Source organism: Pseudomonas sp. S1_G07, assembly GCF_054668565.1.
In genome coordinates this window covers 13,260-32,535 of sequence record NZ_CP162778.1, presented here as the reverse complement: position 1 = coordinate 32,535, position 19,276 = coordinate 13,260, and the positions used below count along the sequence as shown (strand labels likewise).

Here is a 19,276-nt window from a genome sequence, read left to right as displayed (position 1 = left end):
GGGTTGGCGGCAGCGGGACGCCTATAGTCGTGAGGAGGGCACGGGAAGTCAATTGGATGTGTTACCGCATTGTTACGCGGGCGGTGTTACCGCTGTTACTGATGCGATTCAGCTGTGAGAGCTGGATGGAGATACACGTTCCAGACCGACGAATGGGCAGGCCGTCAGCAGGTCACTGAGTTGCTGGCCATCGGGTAGCAGCAGAGATGAGGGAGCCAGTTCGGCCAGGGGATACAGTACAAACGCCCGCAGGTGCATCTGGTAATGGGGCACCTTGAGACGCGGCTCGTCGATCAGACGCTCGCCAAACAGCAGAATATCCAGGTCGAGGGTGCGTGGGCCCCACCGCTCAAGGCGTTCGCGCCCCTGGTGGTTTTCGATGGCTTGCAGCGCATCCAGCAGTTCCAGTGGCGCGAGGCGGCTGTCCAGGGCCGCGACCGCATTGGTATAGCGCGGTTGGCCCGGGAGCAGGGAGTCGCTTTGATAGAAGGAGGACACGCCGACCAGGTGGGTGCCAGGCAATTGCGCCAGAGCTTCGATAGCGTTGCGCAATTGCTGGTCCGGGGCAGCCAGGTTGCTGCCCATGCCGATGTAGATGCGTTCCACGTTTATTCGCCGACGGCGCCCGAGGCATCGGTGGCACTGCGTTTGCGCTTGCTGCTACTGCGGCGACGCTTCTTTGGCCCAACGCCTTCGCCGTCGCCCTTGCTGCCGAGCTCACGAATCATCTCGCGGCGCTGGCTGTCGTTGGCGTCCTGGTAATCGGTCCACCAGTCGCCCAGGCCGTCGGTCTGCTCACCGGCGCTCTCCCGCAACAGCAGGAAGTCGTAGCCGGCACGGAAACGCGGGTTGTCCAGCAGCAGGTCGGCGCGTTTGCCACTGCGACGCGGCAGGCGTTCCTGCATGTCCCAGATCTCGCGGATCGGCATGGTGAAGCGTTTCGGGATCGCGATGCGCTGGCACTGTTCGGCGATCAATTCGTGGGCAGCTTCCTGCATGGCCGGGATCGGTGGCATGCCACGGTCCTGCAAGCGCAGCACGCGTTTCGGCAGGGCCGGCCACAACAGCGCGGCAAACAGGAACGCCGGAGTGACCGGTTTGTTCTGCTTGATGCGCAGGTCGGTGTTGATCAGGGCTTCGCTGATCAGCGTGTGAGTGTACGTCGGGTTGTATTCCAGTGCTTCGGCGCTGGCCGGGAACAGCGGGTCGAACAACTGAAGGTCGACGAGCATTTCGAAGGTATCGGCGGCGTGGCCCGAGAGGAACAGCTTGAGCACTTCCTCGAACAGGCGCGCCGAGGGGATTTCCCGCAGCATCGGTGCCAGTTCGCGGATCGGCGCGGCGCTGTGTTTTTCGATGCCAAAGTTGAGCTTGGCGGCGAAGCGCACGGCCCGCAGCATGCGAACCGGGTCTTCCTGGTAGCGCTGGATCGGGTCGCCGATCAGGCGGACCAGGTTGTTGCGGATGTCGTGTACGCCATTGGCATAATCGAGGATGCGCTCGCTGACCGGATCGTAATACAGCGCGTTGATGGTGAAATCGCGGCGCTGTGCGTCTTCTTCCAGGGTGCCGTAGACGTTGTCGCGCAGGATGCGCCCGCTCTCGTTGCGGGAAGACTGGTTAGTGTCTTCCTCTTCATCGTTTTGCGGGTGGCCGGCGCGGAAGGTGGCGACTTCGATGATCTCGCGACCAAAGTGGATGTGCACCAACTTGAAGCGGCGACCGATGATGCGCGCGTTGCGAAATTCGGCGCGCACCTGTTCGGGCGTGGCGCTGGTGGCGACGTCGAAATCCTTGGGGGTGATATTAAGCAGCATGTCGCGCACGCAACCGCCCACCAGATAAGCCTGGTAGCCGGCGTTCTGCAAACGTTCGACGATGTTCACTGCATAACGGCTGAATTGAGCGCGTTGCAGCGAATGCTGGCTGCTGTTGAGCACTTCAGGCGTGCTGCGTTTGTGTTGCGTACGACGCAAGGGAGAACGGAATGACTGGAACAACTTCTTCAGCATGGGATGCACTGTTTGAAGGAATGTTCGGCCATAACGAAGAATGACCGCATGATGGGCGGGGATTCTAGCATTTAGTCAGGGGATGGTGTAGGAACAAGCTGCAAGCGTTACGCCAGAAGCTGCATGCGACCGCCGAAGGGTCAAATTGCAGAAACTACAAGGGGAGCCGAAGCTCCCCCAGAAGTAGTTGCGTGCTCTATTTTTATTATTGGTTTCGGGCTTCTTGTTTTTGTTGATCGCCCTCGCCATGAAGCTTCACCTTCATGACACTCCCAATCGGGAGTCAAGAGCAAACGGATTGCTTTGGTCGCTGTGTTGCTGATCTATGATCCAACCAGTTCAGGCTCTGCCTTAGGGCAGTTTTTGTTGTTCTCGGCCTGGTTGCGGGGCAAGCCCCAAATGCAACGCCTCTCCAAAAGAATCAGTTAGCTGCGCCTCCGCCGTGTTGTTTTTATTGTGCGTGAGTCGATTCGTCTTATTTTTATTGTCTTGTACAAAGCTTGTTATTGTTTTTGTACTAAGCATATAGCAGGGGGCGTGCCAACTTTTGTGCCGCCCAGTAAAACCAGGGGGTAGAGGTGGTTTCGGGTTTTTGACGGGGCAAAAAAAGCCGGGGCTTCGTTACCGTAAGCCCCGGCTTTTGTTACGTGAAATATCTGCGGTAACAGTTTTTTCACATCTGTGAGTGTTACCTGGGAGGCTGGGCCTCAGCTTTCGCTGGGCACGCCGGTCTTGCGACGCGGAATGCCCAGGCGCTGGCGCCGTTCCCACAGGCATTTGCGGCTCACCCCCAGTTTGCGGGCCAGTTCGGTCTCGGTCATATGGTCCTGATGCTCAAGGACAAAATGCTGGAAGTAATCTTCCAGTGACAAATCTTCCGTCGGCTCATGGCTGGTATTGCTGGCGCCGCCCTGTTGCGGGTTCAGGCCGACGAAGTCCTCATCCTCCAGGTCGCTGAGTTCTATATCGATACCCAGCAGCTCGGCTGAAATTTCCGGGCTCTCCGACAGGATCACCGCGCGTTCGACCGCATTTTCCAGCTCACGCACGTTGCCCGGCCATGGGTAATGCCGGATGGCCTGCTCGGCGTCCGCGGCAAACCTGAGGTCCGTACGGTTGATGCGCGCACTTTGGCGCAGCAGGAATGCATTGGCGATCTCATTGACGTCGGCGCCACGCTCACGCAGGGGGGCAGCTTCAGGGCGATCACGTGCAGGCGGTAGTACAAGTCCTCACGGAACTGGCCGATCTTGGCCAGGCTCTTGAGGTCGCGGTGTGTGGCCGCGATCAAGCGAACGTCGACCTTCTGCGATTGCACCGAGCCCACGCGACGAATCTCGCCTTCCTGCAGCACCCGCAGCAATCGCGCCTGGGCTTCCAGCGGCAGTTCGCCAATTTCGTCGAGGAACAACGTGCCGCCGTCCGCCGCTTCCACCAGGCCCGCCCGCCCGGCACTGGCGCCGGTAAACGCGCCTTTCTCGTGGCCGAACAGTTCGGACTCGATCAGGGATTCAGGGATCGCCGCGCAGTTCACCGAGATCATCGGGGCCTTGGCGCGTTTGGACAGGTTGTGCAGGGCGCGGGCCACCAGTTCCTTGCCGGTACCCGACTCACCCTGGATCAATACATTGGAGTCGGTGGGCGCCACTTTGCGGATCTTGCTGTACAGGTCCTGCATGGGTGGGCAGGAACCGATGATGCCGATCTCGCCGTTGCTGTTGTCGACGCCTGGCTTGTCGGCGGCTTTGCCGGCCGGGCGTTGTTCGGCTGGCGCGCTGCCGGCCGACTGACGGTCGCGCAGGATGCGGGCCACGGCCTGGAGCATTTCGTCGTGATCGAAAGGCTTGGCGATGTAGTCCACCGCGCCCATCTTCATGGAGTCCACCGCCGAGCGCAGGCTGGCATAGCTGGTCATGATCAGCACCGGAGTGCCCTGGCCAAGCTTGATCAGCTCGGTGCCAGGCGCGCCCGGCAAGCGCAGGTCACTGACAATCAGGTCGAACGTGGGGATGCTGAACCGCTCTTGTGCTTCCTGCACCGAGCCGGCTTCGCTGACCTGGTACTGATTACGTTCAAGCAGGCGACGCAAGGCAGAGCGGATAATGGTTTCGTCTTCGACGATCAAAATGTGCGGCATTGATTCAATTCTCTCGACGGTCTCAGTTCACAGCGGACGTCGCTTCGACATGACGCGGTAAGGTCACCCGAATCCGGGTGCCACGTTGGCTTTCGGTGTCAGCCGGGCTGTCGATGGTGATTTGTCCATAATGCTCTTCAACGATGGAATAGACCAGTGCAAGGCCCAGACCGGTGCCTTCACCGGGGTCCTTGGTGGTGAAGAAGGGTTCGAACAATCGGTCCATGATGTTCTGTGGAATGCCGCTGCCTTCGTCCTCTACGATCAGATCGACAGTGTGCTCGAAAGCCTCGCTCTTGACGCGTACCGCGCTGCCGGGCGGGGAGGCGTCACGGGCGTTGGACAACAGGTTGATCAGCACTTGGGCCAGGCGTTGTGAGTCGCCGTCGACCCAGTGGTCCGGGTCGCACAAGTTGAAGAACTGCACTTCGAAATTGCGCCGGTTCAAGGCCAGCAGCCCGATGGCATCTTGTGCCACTTCGGCCAGGCACACAGCCTCGTCCAGATTCTGGTGGGCGCCGGCATGGGCAAAGCTCATCAGCGACTGCACGATGCGCGACACACGCTTGGTCTGTTCGAGGATTTGCCCGCTGATCTCAGTGATTTCGCCGTCTTCCTCGCGTTCTTCTCGCAGGTTCTGCGCCAGGCAGGCGATACCGGTGATCGGGTTGCCAATTTCATGGGCTACCCCGGCGGCCAGACGACCGATACTGGCCAGGCGCTCGGAGTGCACCAGCTTATCTTCGAGCATCTGGGTTTCGGTGAGGTCTTCGACCAGCAGCACCAGGCCGCTGTTACCGGGTGCCAGGGGCTCGTCGATGGCGGCTTTGTGCAGGTTGAGCCAGCGGGTCTGGCCGTCGAGGGCCAGGTGCTGCTTGTGCAAATGCTCGTCGGGCAGGTTGATAAAGCCCTGCAGCAGTTCTTTCCACGGATCGCCCAGGGTGTTCAGGCGCGAGCCCACCACCCTTTGCGCGGCGATACCGGTGAGTTCTTCCATGGCCTTGTTCCACATCAGGATCTCTTGATCCTTGGCCAGGGACACACACCCATCGGCAGCTCCTGCAGGGTCTGGCGGTGATAGCGGCGCAGCGCATCCAGTTCGGCGGCAAGGCCGGTGAGGCGCGAGTGGTAATCCTCCAGCCGGCTCTCGATGAAATGGATGTCTTCGGTCACGTAGTTTTCGCCGCCAGCCTTGTAGGGCAGGAACGTTTCCACCATGTCCTGGGACACGCTGGGGCCCATCAGGCCGGACAAGTTGGCTTCGATGCGGTCGCGCAGGCGCCGTAATGCATAGGGGCGGCGTTCGTCAAACGGCAGGTACAGATCGCGCAGCGCCTGCTCGACCTCCTTTTGCGCGGCCTTGGCGCCCAGGGGCTTGGCCAATTGCGTGGCGAACTCCTGGGGCGAGGCCGCATGCAGTTCGCGGCGTTGCGGGCGCCGCACGTTATCCACCGCACACGCCTCGGCGGCGCTGGTTTCTTCGGGGCTGGCGTTGGTGAAGAGCGAGATCAGGGTGAACATCAGTACGTTGGCGGCCAAAGAAGCAATCGCCGCCATGTGCCAACTGGTGTCGTCCAGCACGTAGATCATGTTCAGCAGCGGGATGTAGAAGCCTTGCAGGTTGCCGACCAACGGCAGCAGCATGGTCACCAGCCACACCAGGATGCCGGCGAGCAGCCCGGCGATAAAACCGCGGCGATTGGCGGTTGGCCAATACAGTACCGACAACACCCCCGGCAGGAACTGCAAAGTGGCGACAAACGCGACGATGCCCAGGTTGGCCAGGTCTTGCCCGGCGCCGAGCAGCAGGTAGAAACCATAGCCGGCCATGATGATCGCGACGATCAGCGCACGGCGCGTCCACTTCAGCCAGCGGTAGATATTGCCTTCGGCCGGCGGCTGGTACAGCGGCAGCACCAGGTGATTGAGCGCCATGCCCGAGAGTGCCAGGGTGGTGACGATGACCAGCCCGCTGGCAGCCGACAAACCGCCGACATAGGCCAGCAACGCCAGTGCCGGGCTATTGGCGGCAATGCCGATGCCGAGGGTGAAGTATTCGGGGTTGGTGGTGGCCCCGAGTTTCAGGCCCGCCCACAGGATCAGTGGCACGGCCAGGCTCATCAGCAGCAGGAACAGCGGCAAGCCCCAACTGGCGCTGACCAGTGAGCGCGGGTTGAGGTTTTCGGTGAAGGTCATGTGGTACATGTGCGGCATCACGATCGCCGAGGCGAAGAACACCAGCAGCAGCGTTCGCCACGGCCCCTCTTGCAGCGGTGTGTGCAGGGCGGCGAGGGCGGTCTGGTTTTGCAGCAGCCACAGTTCCAGCTGTTGCGGGCCATCGAACACACCATAGAGCGCGTACAGGCCGACACCACCGATGGCGATCAGCTTGATCACCGACTCAAAGGCGATCGCAAACACCAGGCCCTCGTGTTTCTCGCGGGTGGCGATGTGGCGTGAGCCGAAGAAAATCGTAAACAGGCTGATCAGTGCACAGAAAGCCAGGGCGACTCGATATTGCACCGGCTCGCGGGTGAGGATGCTGATGGAGTCGGCCACTGCCTGGATCTGCAGGGCCAGCAACGGCAGCACGCCAATCAGCATGAACACCGTGGTCAGTGCCCCGGCCCAGGTGCTGCGGAAACGGAAGGCAAACAGATCGGCCAGGGACGACAGCTGGTAGGTACGGGTGATCTTCAGGATCGGGTACAGCAGCACCGGTGCGAGCAGGAATGCGCCGGATACCCCCAGGTAACTGGAGAGAAAGCCATACCCGTACTGATAGGCCAGGCCCACCGTGCCATAGAACGCCCAGGCGCTGGCGTACACGCCAAGGGACAAGGTGTAGGTCAACGGATGGCGAATAATCGCCCGCGGAATCATTCCGCGCTCACTGATCCAGGCGACACCGAACAGTGCGGCCAGGTAGGCGGCGCTGATCAGCAGCATCTGGGTGAGGCTAAAGCTCATCGGCATCTTTTTGGCTCTGCAGGATGAAGGTCACGACGATCAGGATCAGCCACAGCAGATAGGGGCGATACCAGGCGCCCGTGGCGTCTATCCACCAATCCATGATGGCGGGAGAAAACAGGTAGATCCCGACGACCAGCAGCAGGACCAATCGATAGATGTACATGTTGGCCTCTGATTAAAAAACTGCGGCGATGGTAACGGATGCCTGGCAAGCTGCAAGCGCCTTCAGCTCAATTGCGCTTCAGCCAGGGTCAGTGTGCGCGGGATCAGTGTGGCATCCCAGTGCCGGATGCCCCAATCCAGCAGTTCCCGTGGGCTGGCATGCAGCAGTTCGTTGCCGGGGCGCTGGCCAAGGGCGCGCAGGGCCCTGACGAGCAAAGGCGTGGCCTGGTCCGGCGTCAATGGCGGCGAGCGATAGGATTTGCCCAGTTTGTGACCGTCAGGCTGCACGATCAGTGGGACGTGCAGGTAGCGCGGGAGGCGCAGGCCCAATAGTTCCTGCAGGTACAGTTGGCGCGGCGTCGAATCCAGCAAATCGGCGCCGCGCACGATATCGGTTACCCCTTGCCAGGCATCATCGAGCACCACGGCCAGTTGGTAGGCGTAGAGGCCATCGCGGCGTCGGATGACGAAATCGCCGACCTCGCGGCCCAGGTGTTGTCTGAATTCGCCTTGTACACGGTCGGTGAAGTGATAATCCAGTTCGGGCACTCGCAGGCGAATGGCGGCATCGTGCTGGTCGTGCCCGGCATTGCGGCACAGGCCAGGGTAAATCCCGTTGTAGGGTTCCAGTTGCTTGCGTGAGCAGGTGCAGGCGTAGGCCAGGCCGTGGTTGAACAGCTCGTTGAGCACTTTGGCGTAGGCATCATGCCGTTCGCTTTGTCGGACCAGTTCACCGTCCCATTCGAAACCATAGCTTTCCAACGCATGAAGGATCGCAGCCTGTGCGCCGGGCTCTTCGCGGGGAGGGTCGAGGTCTTCCATGCGCATCAGCCAACGGCCCTGGTGGGCGCGGGCGTCGAGGTAGGAGGCGAGGGCGGCAACCAGGGAGCCAAAGTGCAAATGGCCGCTGGGCGTAGGGGCAAAGCGCCCGATATAGGTAGAGGCTGTCATGGGCCGGATACTACTGGAAAATCGGTAAACGCCAGAAACAAAAATGGGGCGCTTGCACGCCCCATTCGTTCAGTTCGGCAGGATTACTTGCCGACTTGCTTTTCCTTGATTTCCGCCAGGTTCTTGCAGTCCACGCACATGTCGGCGGTAGGACGGGCTTCCAGGCGGCGAATACCGATTTCGATGCCGCAGGATTCGCACCAGCCGTATTCTTCGTCCTTGATCAACTGCAGGGTCTTGTCGATCTTCTTGATCAGCTTGCGTTCGCGATCGCGGGCGCGCAGTTCGAGGGAGAATTCCTCTTCCTGGCTGGCACGGTCGGAAGGGTCCGGGAAGTTGGCGGCTTCGTCCTTCATATGGCCAACGGTGCGGTCAACCTCCTGCATCAAGTCCTGTTTCCACTTGTTAAGGATCTTGGTGAAGTGCTCGCGCATGGGCTCGCCCATGTACTCCTCACCTTTCTTCTCTACGTAAGGTTCGAAGCCGCTGATACTTTGCTTTTCTTGGGTGGACATGAATAGACCGCCTCTCACTCTTCTAATCCATTGCGCAGGATTGCAACGTCACCGACACCTGCCGGCCCTGCGGCTGCAAGCGGGCGAACTTACCAGATAGATTCGGGGTGCGCCACTCCCGGTTGTCGAGGGCCATCGCACCAGGGTTGCAAACTGCAGTAGCCCGCCATGCCTGGGTATGTCGCGTCTCGAATGTTGATTTTAGTCGTTTTGCGCGCGCTTGCCCGGACCACAAAGGTGTCAGGGCAGGCAATAGAACATGTTTTACCGCGCTGGTTCGGTAGAATCCTGATTTTGTCCTCACCGTTAAGGAAGGCTAATGGCTCAGCCCTACAGTGCGCGCAGTCGCGCCATCGAACCTTTTCATGTCATGGCGTTGCTGGCGCGAGCCAACGAGTTGCAGGCCGCTGGATTTGATGTCATCCACCTGGAGATCGGCGAGCCGGATTTCACTACCGCCGAGCCGATCATCCAGGCCGGCCAGGCGGCGTTGGCCAATGGCAAGACGCGCTACACCGCCGCCCGTGGCCTGCCGGAGTTACGCCAGGCCATCAGCGGTTTCTACCAGCAGCGCTATGGCCTGGGCATCGATCCTGAGCGTATTTTGATCACCCCCGGTGGTTCCGGCGCATTGCTGTTGGCCAGCAGCCTGTTGGTGGACCCCGGCAAGCACTGGTTGCTGGCAGACCCGGGTTACCCGTGTAACCGGCATTTTCTGCGACTGGTGGAAGGCGCCGCGCAATTGGTGCCGGTCGGCCCTGACGTGCGTTACCAACTGACAGCTGACCTGGTGGCCAAACACTGGAACCAGGACAGCGTGGGCGCTTTGGTCGCGTCCCCGGCGAACCCCACCGGCACGATTCTCACGCGAGACGAATTGGCCGGGCTGTCGAGTGCGATCAAGGCGCGTAACGGCCACTTGGTGGTGGATGAGATCTACCACGGCCTCACTTATGGCACTGACGCCGCCAGCGTACTGGAAGTTGATGACGAGGCTTTTGTCCTTAATAGTTTTTCGAAGTATTTCGGCATGACGGGCTGGCGCCTGGGTTGGTTGGTCGCACCGCCGGCGGCAGTGGGCGAACTGGAGAAGCTCGCACAAAACCTCTATATCAGCGCACCCAGCATGGCCCAGCATGCGGCCCTGGCCTGCTTTACCCCGCAAACCCTGAGCATTCTGGAGGAGCGCCGCGCCGAGTTCGGCCGCCGTCGTGATTTTCTGCTGCCGACCCTGCGCGAGTTAGGCTTTGGCATTGCCGTGGAACCGGAAGGTGCCTTTTATTTGTATGCAGATATCAGCGCATTCGGCGGCGATGCCTTCGCGTTCTGCCGGCATTTCCTCGAAACTGAACATGTTGCGTTTACCCCGGGACTCGATTTTGGTCATTACCAAGCCGGCCATCATGTGCGTTTTGCCTACACGCAAAACCTGGATCGACTACAGGAAGCGGTGGAGCGGATCGCCCGTGGTTTGCAGAGCTGGCAAGGCTGATGCGCTTTTATCCTCCCCTCGAAGAAGGTCGGCTGATTCGACGTTATAAGCGGTTTCTCACTGATATCGAAACCGTTACCGGCGAGTTCTTGACCATTCACTGCCCAAACACGGGCTCAATGCTCAACTGCATGGTGGAAGGCGGACAGGTCTGGTTCAGTCGTTCCAATGACCCCAAGCGCAAGTTGCCCGGCACCTGGGAGATCGCCGAAACGCCCCAGGGCCGCCTGGCGTGCGTGAATACGGCGCGCGCCAATCAGTTGGTCGAGGAAGCGTTGCGTGCCGGGGTGATCACTGAGCTCAATGGGTTTACCGCGTTAAAGCGCGAAGTGCCTTACGGCCAGGAAAAGAGCCGTATCGACTTTCGCCTGGATTACCCGCAGGGTTTGGCGTACGTCGAGGTCAAGAGCGTGACCCTGGGCTTTGATGGCTCCAGGGTTGCGGCCTTCCCCGATGCGGTGACCCAACGGGGTGCCAAGCACTTGCGCGAGCTGGCGCATCTGGCGCGTGCGGGCGTGCGGGCGGTGCAGTTGTACTGCGTAAACCTGTCGGGAATCGATGCGGTGCGCCCGGCAGTGGAAATCGACGTCGCCTACGCCGCGGCCTTGGGCGAGGCCAAGGCCGCCGGCGTGGAGGTGTTGGCGTATGGCGTTCGTGTGACGGCCGAGGAGGTGTGCGTGGACCGGCGCTTGGACGTGTTGCTCGATTAGATATCCACCCACAGGCCCTGTGCGTCTTCGTGGCCGTGCAGGGCAACAAGGCTTTGGCCGGCACATGGCCCCGCGATGCATTCGCCACTTTCGATCAGGAACAAGGCGCCGTGGGTCGCGCACTGGATCAGGCTGGCGCTGTCGTCGAGGAAGCGGTCGGGTTGCCATTCCAGCGGGATGCCGCGATGGGGGCAACGATTGATATAAAAAGTAGGCAACGCCGCCCCGGCGCACCGCCAGCAACCGGATGCCGTCGACGTTGAACCCGAGGCTGCTGTCTGGCGCGAGGGCGGCGGAGGGGCAGAGAAACTTCATTTCGGTCCTTAAGTGCCTTGACGTTCAAATGCAAACAATTATCAAATGCCAGCTTCGCCGTTAGCTCACTGGGTGCTTGATTCGATGCGTGGCAGGGGTTGTCTGTCACATCGATGAGTGTTCGAAAGGCCCTGCCCTTGGAAGGAAACCCTGTTATGCGCCTGAGTGCCAGCGCTATTGCGCTTGTTGTCGGATTGTTGCTCAACCACGCGGCGCAAGCCTCTGAATTGCCACAACGCTGGGTGAGCGCCGGTGGGGCGCTGTCGGAATGGGTCGCGGCGTTGGGCGGTGAGTCGAAGTTGGTCGGTGTCGATACCACCAGCCAGCATCCCGAGTCGCTCAAGGCGCTGCCCAGTATTGGTTATCAGCGGCAATTGTCCGCCGAAGGCATCCTCAGCCTGCGCCCGCAGGTGCTGGTGGGTACTGAAGAAATGGGGCCGCCGTCGGTGCTGGCGCAGATTCGCAATGCAGGTGTCCAGGTCCAGATGTTCTCCGCTCAGCCGGATTTGCCTGCCTTGAAAGACACCCTTCAGCGCCTGGGCAAATTGCTTGGCCGTGATGCCCGGTCCAGCCAGATGTTCAGCGGCTATGAGCAGGCGTTGGCGCAACAGAAACGCTGGGTCGCCAAGGCCCGGGCCACGCAAAAGGTGCCGGGTGTGTTGCTGCTGATCGGTCACGCGGGTAGTCAACCATTGATCGCCGGTGAGGGCACGGCGGGCGATTGGGTGTTGCAGCAGGCCGGTGGGCGTAATCTGGCGACGCACAGTGGCTATAAGCCGTTTTCGGTGGAGTCGCTGGCCGGCTTGAGCCCGGATGTGTTGGTGTTCGCCGACCGCGCCCTCACGGGTGATGCAGCGCGCGCGGCGCTGTTCAAAGAGAATCCGATCCTCGCTTCCACCCCGGCGGGCAGGAGTGGGCGGGTGTTTGAGCTTGATCCTACATTGCTGGTGGGGGGCTTGGGGCCGCGTCTGCCGCAAAGCCTGGTGAAGCTGTCCGCCGATTTTTACCCGGCCCTGGCTAAACCTGCGCCATGACCACTTTGGTTAAACCGAAGGCACTGTTTGTAGGGCTGGCGTTGTTGTGGGTGCTGGCCATCTGGCTATCGCTGGCGCTGGGGCCAGTGAACCTGCCGTTGCTGGATACGCTCAAGGTGGCCTTGCGCTGGGTGGGGGTGCCGATTGACGCGCAGGGTTTGGAGCAGGCGGAGTTGATCCTCGAGCAGATTCGTTTACCGCGCACGTTGCTGGGCCTGGCGGTGGGCGGTGTACTGGCATTGTCGGGCGTGGCCATGCAGGGGCTGTTTCGCAACCCGCTGGCCGATCCGGGGTTGGTCGGGGTGTCCAGTGGCGCGGCGCTGGGAGCCGCCATTGCGATTGTCGGCGGTTCATTTTTTGGCGGGCTGCCGGAGGTGTTCGGGCCTTATCTGCTGTCCTTGTGTGCATTCCTGGGCGGTCTGGGCGTGACGGCGTTGGTCTATCGTCTGGGGCGGCGCAACGGCCAGACCCACGTGGCGACGATGCTGCTCGCGGGCATCGCGCTTACGGCCCTCGCCAGCTCGGCGGTGGGGCTGTTTACCTACCTGGCGGATGACGCGACCCTGCGGACCCTGACGTTCTGGAACCTGGGCAGCCTCAATGGCGCCAGTTATTCGCGGTTGTGGCCCTTGTTGCTCGTGAGCGCGGGGGTGGCGCTTTGGTTGCCGCGTCGCGCCATGGCGTTGAATGCCCTGCTGCTCGGCGAGTCCGAAGCCAATCACCTGGGCATTGATGTGGAGGGGCTCAAGCGCGAGCTGGTGCTCTGCACCGCATTGGGCGTGGGGGCTGCGGTGGCTGCGGCAGGCATGATTGGTTTTGTGGGGCTGGTGGTGCCGCACCTGGTGCGCCTGCTGGCGGGGCCTGATCATCGGGTGCTGTTGCCGGCCTCGGTACTGGCTGGCGCGAGTTTGCTGCTCTTTGCCGATTTGGTCGCGCGGTTGGCCTTGGCGCCAGCTGAATTGCCGATCGGCATTGTGACGGCGTTTATTGGCGCACCGTTTTTTCTCTACCTGTTGTTGCGGGGGCGTGCCTGATGCTGCGCGTGGAAGAACTGCTGATCCGTCGCGGTGGCAAAACGGTGCTGGCAGGTATCACCCTCGATCTGTTGCCGGGTGAGGTGCTCGGCGTGCTGGGCCCTAATGGTGCCGGCAAAAGTACATTGCTGGGGGCGCTGTGCGGTGAGTTACATCCTGATCAGGGCAGGGTGTGGTTGGATGAGCAAGCGCTGAAAGACTGGAGCGGCACGCAGCGGGCGCAGCGGCTTGCGGTGTTGCCACAAACTTCGACCCTGGACTTCGCGTTTCGGGTCGAAGAGGTCGTTGGCATGGGACGTTTGCCTCATCAAACCGGGCGTGTACGGGATGAGGAGATTGTCGAAGCGGCCCTGCTTGCGGCGGATGTCGCGCATTTGAGCGGTCGCAGTTACCTGGCGTTGTCTGGCGGGGAGCGTCAGCGCGTGCATCTGGCGCGGGTGCTGGCGCAGTTATGGCCAGGTGAGGCGGGGCAAACATTGCTGCTGGATGAGCCAACGTCGATGCTTGACCCCTTGCATCAACACACCATCTTGCAAGCCATTCGCACGTTTGCCGATCGGGGCGCGGCGGTGCTGGTGATCCTTCACGACCTGAATCTGGCCGCTCGCTACTGTGATCGCATTCTGCTGCTGGAGGAGGGGCGTCCCCATGCCCTGGACACACCGGCGCAGGTGCTGCGACCTGAGCCGCTCAAGGCCGTATTTGGCCTGGATGTGTTGGTGCAACCGCATCCGGAGCGAGGGCATCCTTTGATCATCGCGCGCTGAGCTTTATTGGAAGCCGCTTTTGGCAGGCAAAAAAAGACCCGGCAAAAGCCGGGTCAAATAACCGTGATTAGCCTGATGAGGAGATAATCTGAGAGTCCGAACCAAGGGGCTTTCAGTTATCGGCTGATCTCGCGACCAGCTGTGATAATCATAACGATTCTCATTTGAGAGTCAACATCTGTTTTCTTCCGCTAGTCTGTTTTTTCTCAAACGCGCGTTCGAAAGCTGAGCAAATAGTTGTTTTCCAACGTGGCTAATTCTTCTGGCGTGCTGCAACAGCTTCCAATTGGCGGTTCAACGCTTCCTTGCGCTCGGGCGGAATGTCGTTCCAATGCACATCCATCAAGGCCCCTTCGATGGCATACAGCAAAACCTTCGATGCGCGGAACCCGCGAGTTTTCACGGCCCGATAGGCATCGACCGCTCCCAGGCGGCGCAGGTCGGATGCACTGTGGATGCCCACCGCATGCAGCCACTGTGCTGACGTCTTGCCGAGGTTTTTCAGATGTTGCAGCTCATCGTTCATCAAGCCTCCTTGCGACGGCCGAATGGTGCGGTGGGTATCGTGACCAGGACAGCCTGAAAAGGAGTGTAGCGCTCAGTAGGAAAAGCGTGGTTTTTTGGTCTGAAACGACCTAAAAGCTATAAGAATGACGCTGGGATTTTGACGGCGGGCAGGTGCAAGCCCCAGGCCAGCTTTCGCGTAGCCTGGGTCGAAGCATGGGGTTTACTTGGTGCGGTAGCGCAAGCGAGTGCCGAAGTTGACCGACATGAGGATCTCGTCGGCAGTCAGCTCAGGTGGGAAGTAGGTGCCCGAGATTTGCGCATGGGCCAGGCTGGCGCCTTCCAGTGAGCAGTCACGCAAGTCCAGGCCGCGCAAATCAGCGGAGCGGAAATACGCATCGGTGAAATCTACACCGGTAGCGTTCAGGTCGCGTAAGTCCAGCCCACGGAAGTCGCCACCGCGCATGTCGATGACGCCGTTTGCTGGGCGTTCCTGATTGAAACCACGAATATCGTCTTTATGCAGGAGCGCGTAGAGAGGAGTATCAAGAAGCTTGGGCTGACTCATGAAAACGTCTCCTGTTGGAATTATGACGCCATTATAGTGCCACTATTTCATGATCGTGCGCCCAAGTCGGCGACACGGCCAAGAAATTTTTCTTACAGACCAGGCAGGCGCTGGCGAATTTGTGCGATCAGGGCGTCGAGAGTCCCGCTTTGATTGGTTTCGACCCGTTTGCTCAGCAGCAGTTCTTCTGCCGTCAGCGGGTCGCGATTGGCTTGCTGCTCTTCGATAACGGTAAGCGTAGCGTCGGAAGGATCGTTGTTATCCGCCTGGCGTTGCGCCAACCAACTGCTGATTACGGCGTGCGGTGCGTTGCAGTCCAGGATCAGGAACGGCGCGCCCGTGGCTTCGGCAACCTTGGCGGCGGCGTCGCGTTGTTCGCGTTTGAGGAAGGTGGCGTCCAGCACCACCGGGAAGCCGGCGCGCAGTACGATGTCGGCGATTTCATTCAAGCGCGCGTAAGTCCTGGCGCTGGCATCGGCGGCATAGATGCCGGCCTGTGGCGTGTTTTCCACGTGCTGCTCGCCGAACAGGCGCTTGCGCTCTACATCTGAACGCAGGCGAATGGCGCCCAAGGCCTCCACCAGGCGCATCGCAACATGGCTCTTGCCCACCGCCGAGACGCCGTGGGTAATCGCCAGGAAGCGCGACGGAATGGTGCTGTAGCTTTCCGCCAGGTTGGCGTAGTTGCGGTACTGGCGCAGCGTGGTGGCGCGTTGCACCGGGCTGGCCTCGCTCGGCATGCTGAACAGCGAAACCTTGGCGCGTACCAGCGCGCGATAGGCCTTGTAGAAGTTCAGCACCTCAAGGCCCTGATAGTCACCGGTCAGCTCCAGGTACTGGCTGATGAAGCGACGGGCCAATGACTTGAGGCCACGGTCTTCCAGGTCCATCGCCAGGAAGCCGGTATCGGCGTACACGTCGGTGAACCGAAAGGGTTCGTTGAACTCGATGCAGTCGAAAATCACCACATGGCCATCGATCAGGGTGGCATTGCCGAGGTGGATGTCACCGTGGCATTCGCGGATGAAACCATCGAGCTTGCGCCGTGCCAGCAGCGGCTTGAGCCGTTCGAAGCTGCTTTCGGCCCAGGCTTGCAGTGCTTCCAGTTGAGCCAGGTCGGCCTTGTCACTGAGGAACGGGCGGATCTGGTCGAAGTTCTGCCGCACTGGCGCCATGACTTCGTCCGGGGTGCCGGCTGGGTGGTCTTGCGGGACTTTTGGCGCGGTAAGGTGAAAGTGCGCGATTTGCCTGGCCATCTCATCGATATGCGCGCTGGTCAATTCGCCATTGGCTTGCAAGGTGCTGAGCAGTTGGCTTTGCGGGAACTGGCGCATCTTCAGTGCATACTCGATCACCGGACCTTCGCCGCCCAATTGTGGCGCTTCGGCGGTGCCGGTAATCGGCAACACTTCCAGATACAAATCGTTGGTCAGGCGTTGGTTGAGGCGCAGTTCTTCGTTGCAGAAATGGCCGCGTTTCTCCAGATCGGTGAAGTCCAGAAACCCGAAGTTCATCGGTTTCTTCAATTTATAAGCATAGGGGCCGGTCAGGATGACCCAGGAAATATGCGTTTCGATGACTTGGAACGCGTCAACCGGATGAGGGTACAAGGCCGGGTTTTGCAGGGCAGCGATCAGTGACTGGCTCACGGGCGATCCTTCAGAGTCTGGGGGAAATCATGGCGGGCATTATGGCCGCTACGGGCGGTCATGCAAACCGCTGTCCGGCTCATGTTGATCCTCAATAAAGTGCGTATAATCCGCCGCCATGACTCGAACCCGATCTCCCCGTTCCCGTAAAAAACCTCCTTCCCGTGGCCTGCGCCCTTGGCTTGGCTGGGCGCTCAAACTCGGCCTGGTGGGCCTTGTGGTGCTTGCCGGCTTTGCGGTGTACCTCGACGCCGTGGTCCAGGAAAAATTCTCCGGCAAGCGTTGGACCATTCCGGCCAAGGTGTATGCACGCCCGCTGGAACTGTTCACCGGTCAGAAGCTGAGCAAGGATGACTTCCTCACCGAGCTCGACGCCCTGGGCTACCGCCGCGAACCCGTGAGCAATGGCCCGGGCTCGGCGGCGGTGAGCGGCAATACCGTCGACCTGAACACCCGCGGCTTCCAATTCTATGAAGGCCTGGAAAAACCCCAGGCGGTACGCGTGCGCTTCTCTGGCGACTATGTGGCCGAACTGTCGTCGCTCAACGGCTCGAAATTGCCGGTGGTGCGCCTCGAACCGTTGATGATTGGCGGGATTTACCCAAAGAACCTTGAAGATCGCATCCTGATCAAGCTGGATCAGGTGCCTCCGTACCTGCTCGAGACCCTGGTTGCCGTAGAAGACCGCGACTTTTACAGCCACTGGGGGGTGTCGCCAAAGTCGATTGCGCGTGCGATCTGGGTCAATACTTCCGGCGGCAAGATGACCCAGGGCGGCAGTACGCTGACCCAACAGCTGGTCAAAAACTTCTACCTGACCAATGAACGCAGCCTGACCCGTAAGCTCACCGAAGCGATGATGGCAATGCTGCTGGAGCTGCACTACAGCAAGCAGGAAATCCTCGAGGCCTACCTCAACGAGGTATTTGTCGGGCAGGACGGCCAGCGCGCGGTGCACGGTTTCGGCCTGGCCAGTCAGTTCTTCTTCGGCCAGCCCTTGTCGGAATTGAAGCTGCATCAGGTTGCCTTGTTGGTGGGCATGGTCAAGGGGCCTTCCTACTACAACCCGCGTCGCAACCCCGAGCGCGCGCTGGAGCGTCGCAACCTGGTGCTCGATGTGCTTGAGCAGCAGGGGGTTGCCACGGCCGAACAAGTGGCTGCGGCGAAGAAGATGCCACTGGGCGTCACAACGCGGGGCAAGCTGGCGGACAGCTCCTTCCCCGGCTTTATCGACCTGGTAAAACGCCAGTTGCGCCAAGACTATCGCGACGAAGACTTGACCGAAGAGGGCCTGCGGATCTTCACCAGCTTTGATCCAATTCTGCAGATGAAGGCCGAAGCCTCGGTCAATGACACCTTCAAGCGTCTGACGGGCCGCAAGGGTTCTGACGAAGTCGAAGCGGCCATGGTGGTGACCAACCCGGAGACCGGGGAAGTGCAGGCCATGATCGGCAGTCGCCAGGCCAGTTTTGCCGGTTTCAACCGGGCGCTGGATGCCGTGCGGCCTATCGGCTCGCTGGTCAAGCCCGCGGTGTACCTCACGGCATTGGAAAAGCCGAGCAAATACACCCTCACCAGTTGGCTTTCCGATGATCCATTGTCGGTCAAAGGGGGCGACGGTCAGGTGTGGACGCCGCAGAACTTCGATCGACGCTCCCATGGCACTGTGTTCCTGTACCAGGGGCTGGCGCATTCCTACAATATTTCCACTTCGCGCCTGGGGCTCGAGGTGGGTGTGCCGAATGTCCTGAAGACCCTGGCGCGCCTGGGTATCACCCGCGAGTTCCCAGCCTTCCCGTCGATCCTGCTGGGGGCCGGTGCGATGACGCCGATGGAAGTGGCGACCATGTACCAGACCCTTGCCAACGGTGGCTTCAATACGCCGATGCGAGGAATCCGCAGCGTACTGACTGCCGAAGGGGAGCCGCTCAAGCGTTACCCCTTCCAGATTCAGCAGCGCTTCGATGCGGGCTCTATCTACCTGATCCAGAACGCCATGCAGCGCGTGATGCGTGAAGGTACCGGTAGTTCTGTCTATAAAGTGCTGCCGTCCAACCTGACGCTGGCGGGCAAGACCGGTACCAGTAACGACTCGCGGGACAGTTGGTTTGCCGGCTTCGGTCAGGATGTGCTGGCCGTGGTGTGGCTGGGCCGTGACGATAATGGCAAGACGCCGTTTACCGGTGCAACCGGTGCCTTGCAGGTCTGGACCAGCTTCATGCGCAAGGCCGACCCGCTGCCGTTGAACATGCCGCAGCCGGATAACATCGTGCAGGCCTGGATTGATCCGCACACCGGGCAGGGCTCTGATGCCAACTGTCCGGGCGCGGTGCAGATGCCGTATATTCGCGGCAGCGAACCACCACCCGGTGCTGCATGTGGGGGCAGTGCCCCTGCGAGTGCGGAATCGGTGATGGATTGGGTCAAGGGCTGGATGAATTAAGCAAAGAGGG

Annotated in this window: 14 protein-coding genes and 3 pseudogenes; 6 read left to right on the top strand and 11 right to left on the bottom strand. The window is 60.6% G+C overall.

Going from position 1 to position 19,276, the window contains the following annotated elements; genetic code table 11:
* Nucleotides 1-108: 108 nt before the first annotated feature.
* From folK to dksA, 7 genes and pseudogenes are all read right to left on the bottom strand, one after another.
* Nucleotides 109-606 (bottom strand): 2-amino-4-hydroxy-6-hydroxymethyldihydropteridine diphosphokinase, encoded by a 498-nt coding sequence (folK, locus tag AB4O05_RS00150; protein WP_460133964.1) that lies wholly within the window; start codon nucleotides 604-606, stop codon nucleotides 109-111.
* Between the two features lie 2 nt (nucleotides 607-608).
* Nucleotides 609-2,012, bottom strand: a complete 1,404-nt coding sequence (locus AB4O05_RS00145; protein WP_460133965.1) for a polynucleotide adenylyltransferase PcnB — start codon at nucleotides 2,010-2,012, stop codon at nucleotides 609-611.
* A gap of 707 nt (nucleotides 2,013-2,719) precedes the next feature.
* Nucleotides 2,720-4,149: pseudogene (locus AB4O05_RS00140) on the bottom strand (sigma-54-dependent transcriptional regulator).
* 22 nt (nucleotides 4,150-4,171) lie between these two features.
* Nucleotides 4,172-7,125 (bottom strand): annotated as a pseudogene (locus tag AB4O05_RS00135) (sensor histidine kinase).
* Complete coding sequence (locus tag AB4O05_RS00130) at nucleotides 7,109-7,285, bottom strand: hypothetical protein (RefSeq protein ID WP_003176118.1); 177 nt, start codon at nucleotides 7,283-7,285, stop codon at nucleotides 7,109-7,111. The pseudogene AB4O05_RS00135 and the gene AB4O05_RS00130 overlap by 17 nt, the downstream one beginning before the upstream one ends.
* A gap of 62 nt (nucleotides 7,286-7,347) precedes the next feature.
* Entirely contained in the window at nucleotides 7,348-8,235 is an 888-nt protein-coding gene (gene gluQRS, locus AB4O05_RS00125; RefSeq protein WP_460133969.1) for a tRNA glutamyl-Q(34) synthetase GluQRS, read from the bottom strand.
* A gap of 83 nt (nucleotides 8,236-8,318) precedes the next feature.
* Nucleotides 8,319-8,750, bottom strand: coding sequence for an RNA polymerase-binding protein DksA (gene dksA / locus AB4O05_RS00120; RefSeq protein WP_460133970.1), 432 nt, complete (start codon nucleotides 8,748-8,750; stop codon nucleotides 8,319-8,321).
* A gap of 319 nt (nucleotides 8,751-9,069) precedes the next feature.
* Between dksA and AB4O05_RS00115 the strand changes: the two genes are divergently transcribed.
* Nucleotides 9,070-10,242, top strand: a complete 1,173-nt coding sequence (locus AB4O05_RS00115; RefSeq protein ID WP_460133971.1) for a pyridoxal phosphate-dependent aminotransferase — start codon at nucleotides 9,070-9,072, stop codon at nucleotides 10,240-10,242.
* A complete protein-coding gene (gene sfsA, locus AB4O05_RS00110) occupies nucleotides 10,242-10,952 on the top strand; it encodes a DNA/RNA nuclease SfsA (RefSeq protein WP_460133973.1) in 711 nt (236 codons plus the stop codon). Before AB4O05_RS00115 ends, sfsA begins: the two co-directional genes overlap by 1 nt.
* Here sfsA and AB4O05_RS00105 read toward each other — a convergent pair.
* Nucleotides 10,949-11,267 (bottom strand): annotated as a pseudogene (locus tag AB4O05_RS00105) (Rieske (2Fe-2S) protein). The gene sfsA and the pseudogene AB4O05_RS00105 overlap by 4 nt on opposite strands.
* A 155-nt stretch (nucleotides 11,268-11,422) precedes the next feature.
* Here AB4O05_RS00105 and AB4O05_RS00100 point away from each other — a divergent pair.
* Genes AB4O05_RS00100 through AB4O05_RS00090 form a run of 3 tightly spaced genes read left to right on the top strand, consistent with a single transcriptional unit; the run spans nucleotide 11,423 to nucleotide 14,102 of the window.
* A complete protein-coding gene (locus tag AB4O05_RS00100) occupies nucleotides 11,423-12,301 on the top strand; it encodes a heme/hemin ABC transporter substrate-binding protein (RefSeq protein ID WP_460133974.1) in 879 nt (292 codons plus the stop codon).
* Between the two features lie 50 nt (nucleotides 12,302-12,351).
* The gene (locus AB4O05_RS00095; protein ID WP_460137723.1) at nucleotides 12,352-13,335 is read left to right on the top strand and encodes a FecCD family ABC transporter permease; all 984 of its coding nucleotides are present in this window, start codon (nucleotides 12,352-12,354) and stop codon (nucleotides 13,333-13,335) included.
* Nucleotides 13,335-14,102: a heme ABC transporter ATP-binding protein gene (locus AB4O05_RS00090; RefSeq protein ID WP_460133975.1), complete on the top strand. Its 768-nt coding sequence runs from the start codon at nucleotides 13,335-13,337 to the stop codon at nucleotides 14,100-14,102. Before AB4O05_RS00095 ends, AB4O05_RS00090 begins: the two co-directional genes overlap by 1 nt.
* Nucleotides 14,103-14,355: 253 nt before the next feature.
* Here AB4O05_RS00090 and AB4O05_RS00085 read toward each other — a convergent pair whose 3' ends face one another.
* The 3 genes from AB4O05_RS00085 to AB4O05_RS00075 all read right to left on the bottom strand — a co-directional run bounded on the left by AB4O05_RS00085 (nucleotide 14,356) and on the right by AB4O05_RS00075 (nucleotide 16,823).
* Nucleotides 14,356-14,628 (bottom strand): TfoX/Sxy family protein, encoded by a 273-nt coding sequence (locus tag AB4O05_RS00085; RefSeq protein ID WP_460133977.1) that lies wholly within the window; start codon nucleotides 14,626-14,628, stop codon nucleotides 14,356-14,358.
* A 201-nt stretch (nucleotides 14,629-14,829) separates the two neighbouring features.
* Complete coding sequence (locus AB4O05_RS00080; RefSeq protein ID WP_460133979.1) at nucleotides 14,830-15,174, bottom strand: pentapeptide repeat-containing protein; 345 nt, start codon at nucleotides 15,172-15,174, stop codon at nucleotides 14,830-14,832.
* 92 nt (nucleotides 15,175-15,266) lie between these two features.
* Nucleotides 15,267-16,823 carry a bifunctional aminoglycoside phosphotransferase/ATP-binding protein gene (locus AB4O05_RS00075; protein ID WP_460133980.1) on the bottom strand — a complete coding sequence of 519 codons (1,557 nt, stop codon included), beginning with the start codon at nucleotides 16,821-16,823 and terminating at the stop codon, nucleotides 15,267-15,269.
* 118 nt (nucleotides 16,824-16,941) lie between these two features.
* On the opposite strand from AB4O05_RS00075, the gene mrcB reads away from it, so the two are divergent.
* Nucleotides 16,942-19,266: a penicillin-binding protein 1B gene (gene mrcB, locus AB4O05_RS00070; protein WP_460133981.1), complete on the top strand. Its 2,325-nt coding sequence runs from the start codon at nucleotides 16,942-16,944 to the stop codon at nucleotides 19,264-19,266.
* Nucleotides 19,267-19,276: the final 10 nt, after the last annotated feature.

Excerpts from the sequence above, each read along its gene's own strand:
- AB4O05_RS00100 (WP_460133974.1), top strand. The coding sequence starts at position 11,423 with ATGCGCCTGAGTGCCAGCGCTATTGCGCTTGTTGTCGGATTGTTGCTC.
- AB4O05_RS00115 (WP_460133971.1), top strand. The coding sequence starts at position 9,070 with ATGGCTCAGCCCTACAGTGCGCGCAGTCGCGCCATCGAACCTTTTCAT.
- gluQRS (WP_460133969.1), bottom strand. The coding sequence starts at position 8,235 with ATGACAGCCTCTACCTATATCGGGCGCTTTGCCCCTACGCCCAGCGGC.
- AB4O05_RS00090 (WP_460133975.1), top strand. The coding sequence starts at position 13,335 with ATGCTGCGCGTGGAAGAACTGCTGATCCGTCGCGGTGGCAAAACGGTG.
- AB4O05_RS00130 (WP_003176118.1), bottom strand. The coding sequence starts at position 7,285 with ATGTACATCTATCGATTGGTCCTGCTGCTGGTCGTCGGGATCTACCTG.
- AB4O05_RS00145 (WP_460133965.1), bottom strand. The coding sequence starts at position 2,012 with ATGCTGAAGAAGTTGTTCCAGTCATTCCGTTCTCCCTTGCGTCGTACG.
- AB4O05_RS00080 (WP_460133979.1), bottom strand. The coding sequence starts at position 15,174 with ATGAGTCAGCCCAAGCTTCTTGATACTCCTCTCTACGCGCTCCTGCAT.
- mrcB (WP_460133981.1), top strand. The coding sequence starts at position 16,942 with ATGACTCGAACCCGATCTCCCCGTTCCCGTAAAAAACCTCCTTCCCGT.
- sfsA (WP_460133973.1), top strand. The coding sequence starts at position 10,242 with ATGCGCTTTTATCCTCCCCTCGAAGAAGGTCGGCTGATTCGACGTTAT.
- AB4O05_RS00085 (WP_460133977.1), bottom strand. The coding sequence starts at position 14,628 with ATGAACGATGAGCTGCAACATCTGAAAAACCTCGGCAAGACGTCAGCA.
- dksA (WP_460133970.1), bottom strand. The coding sequence starts at position 8,750 with ATGTCCACCCAAGAAAAGCAAAGTATCAGCGGCTTCGAACCTTACGTA.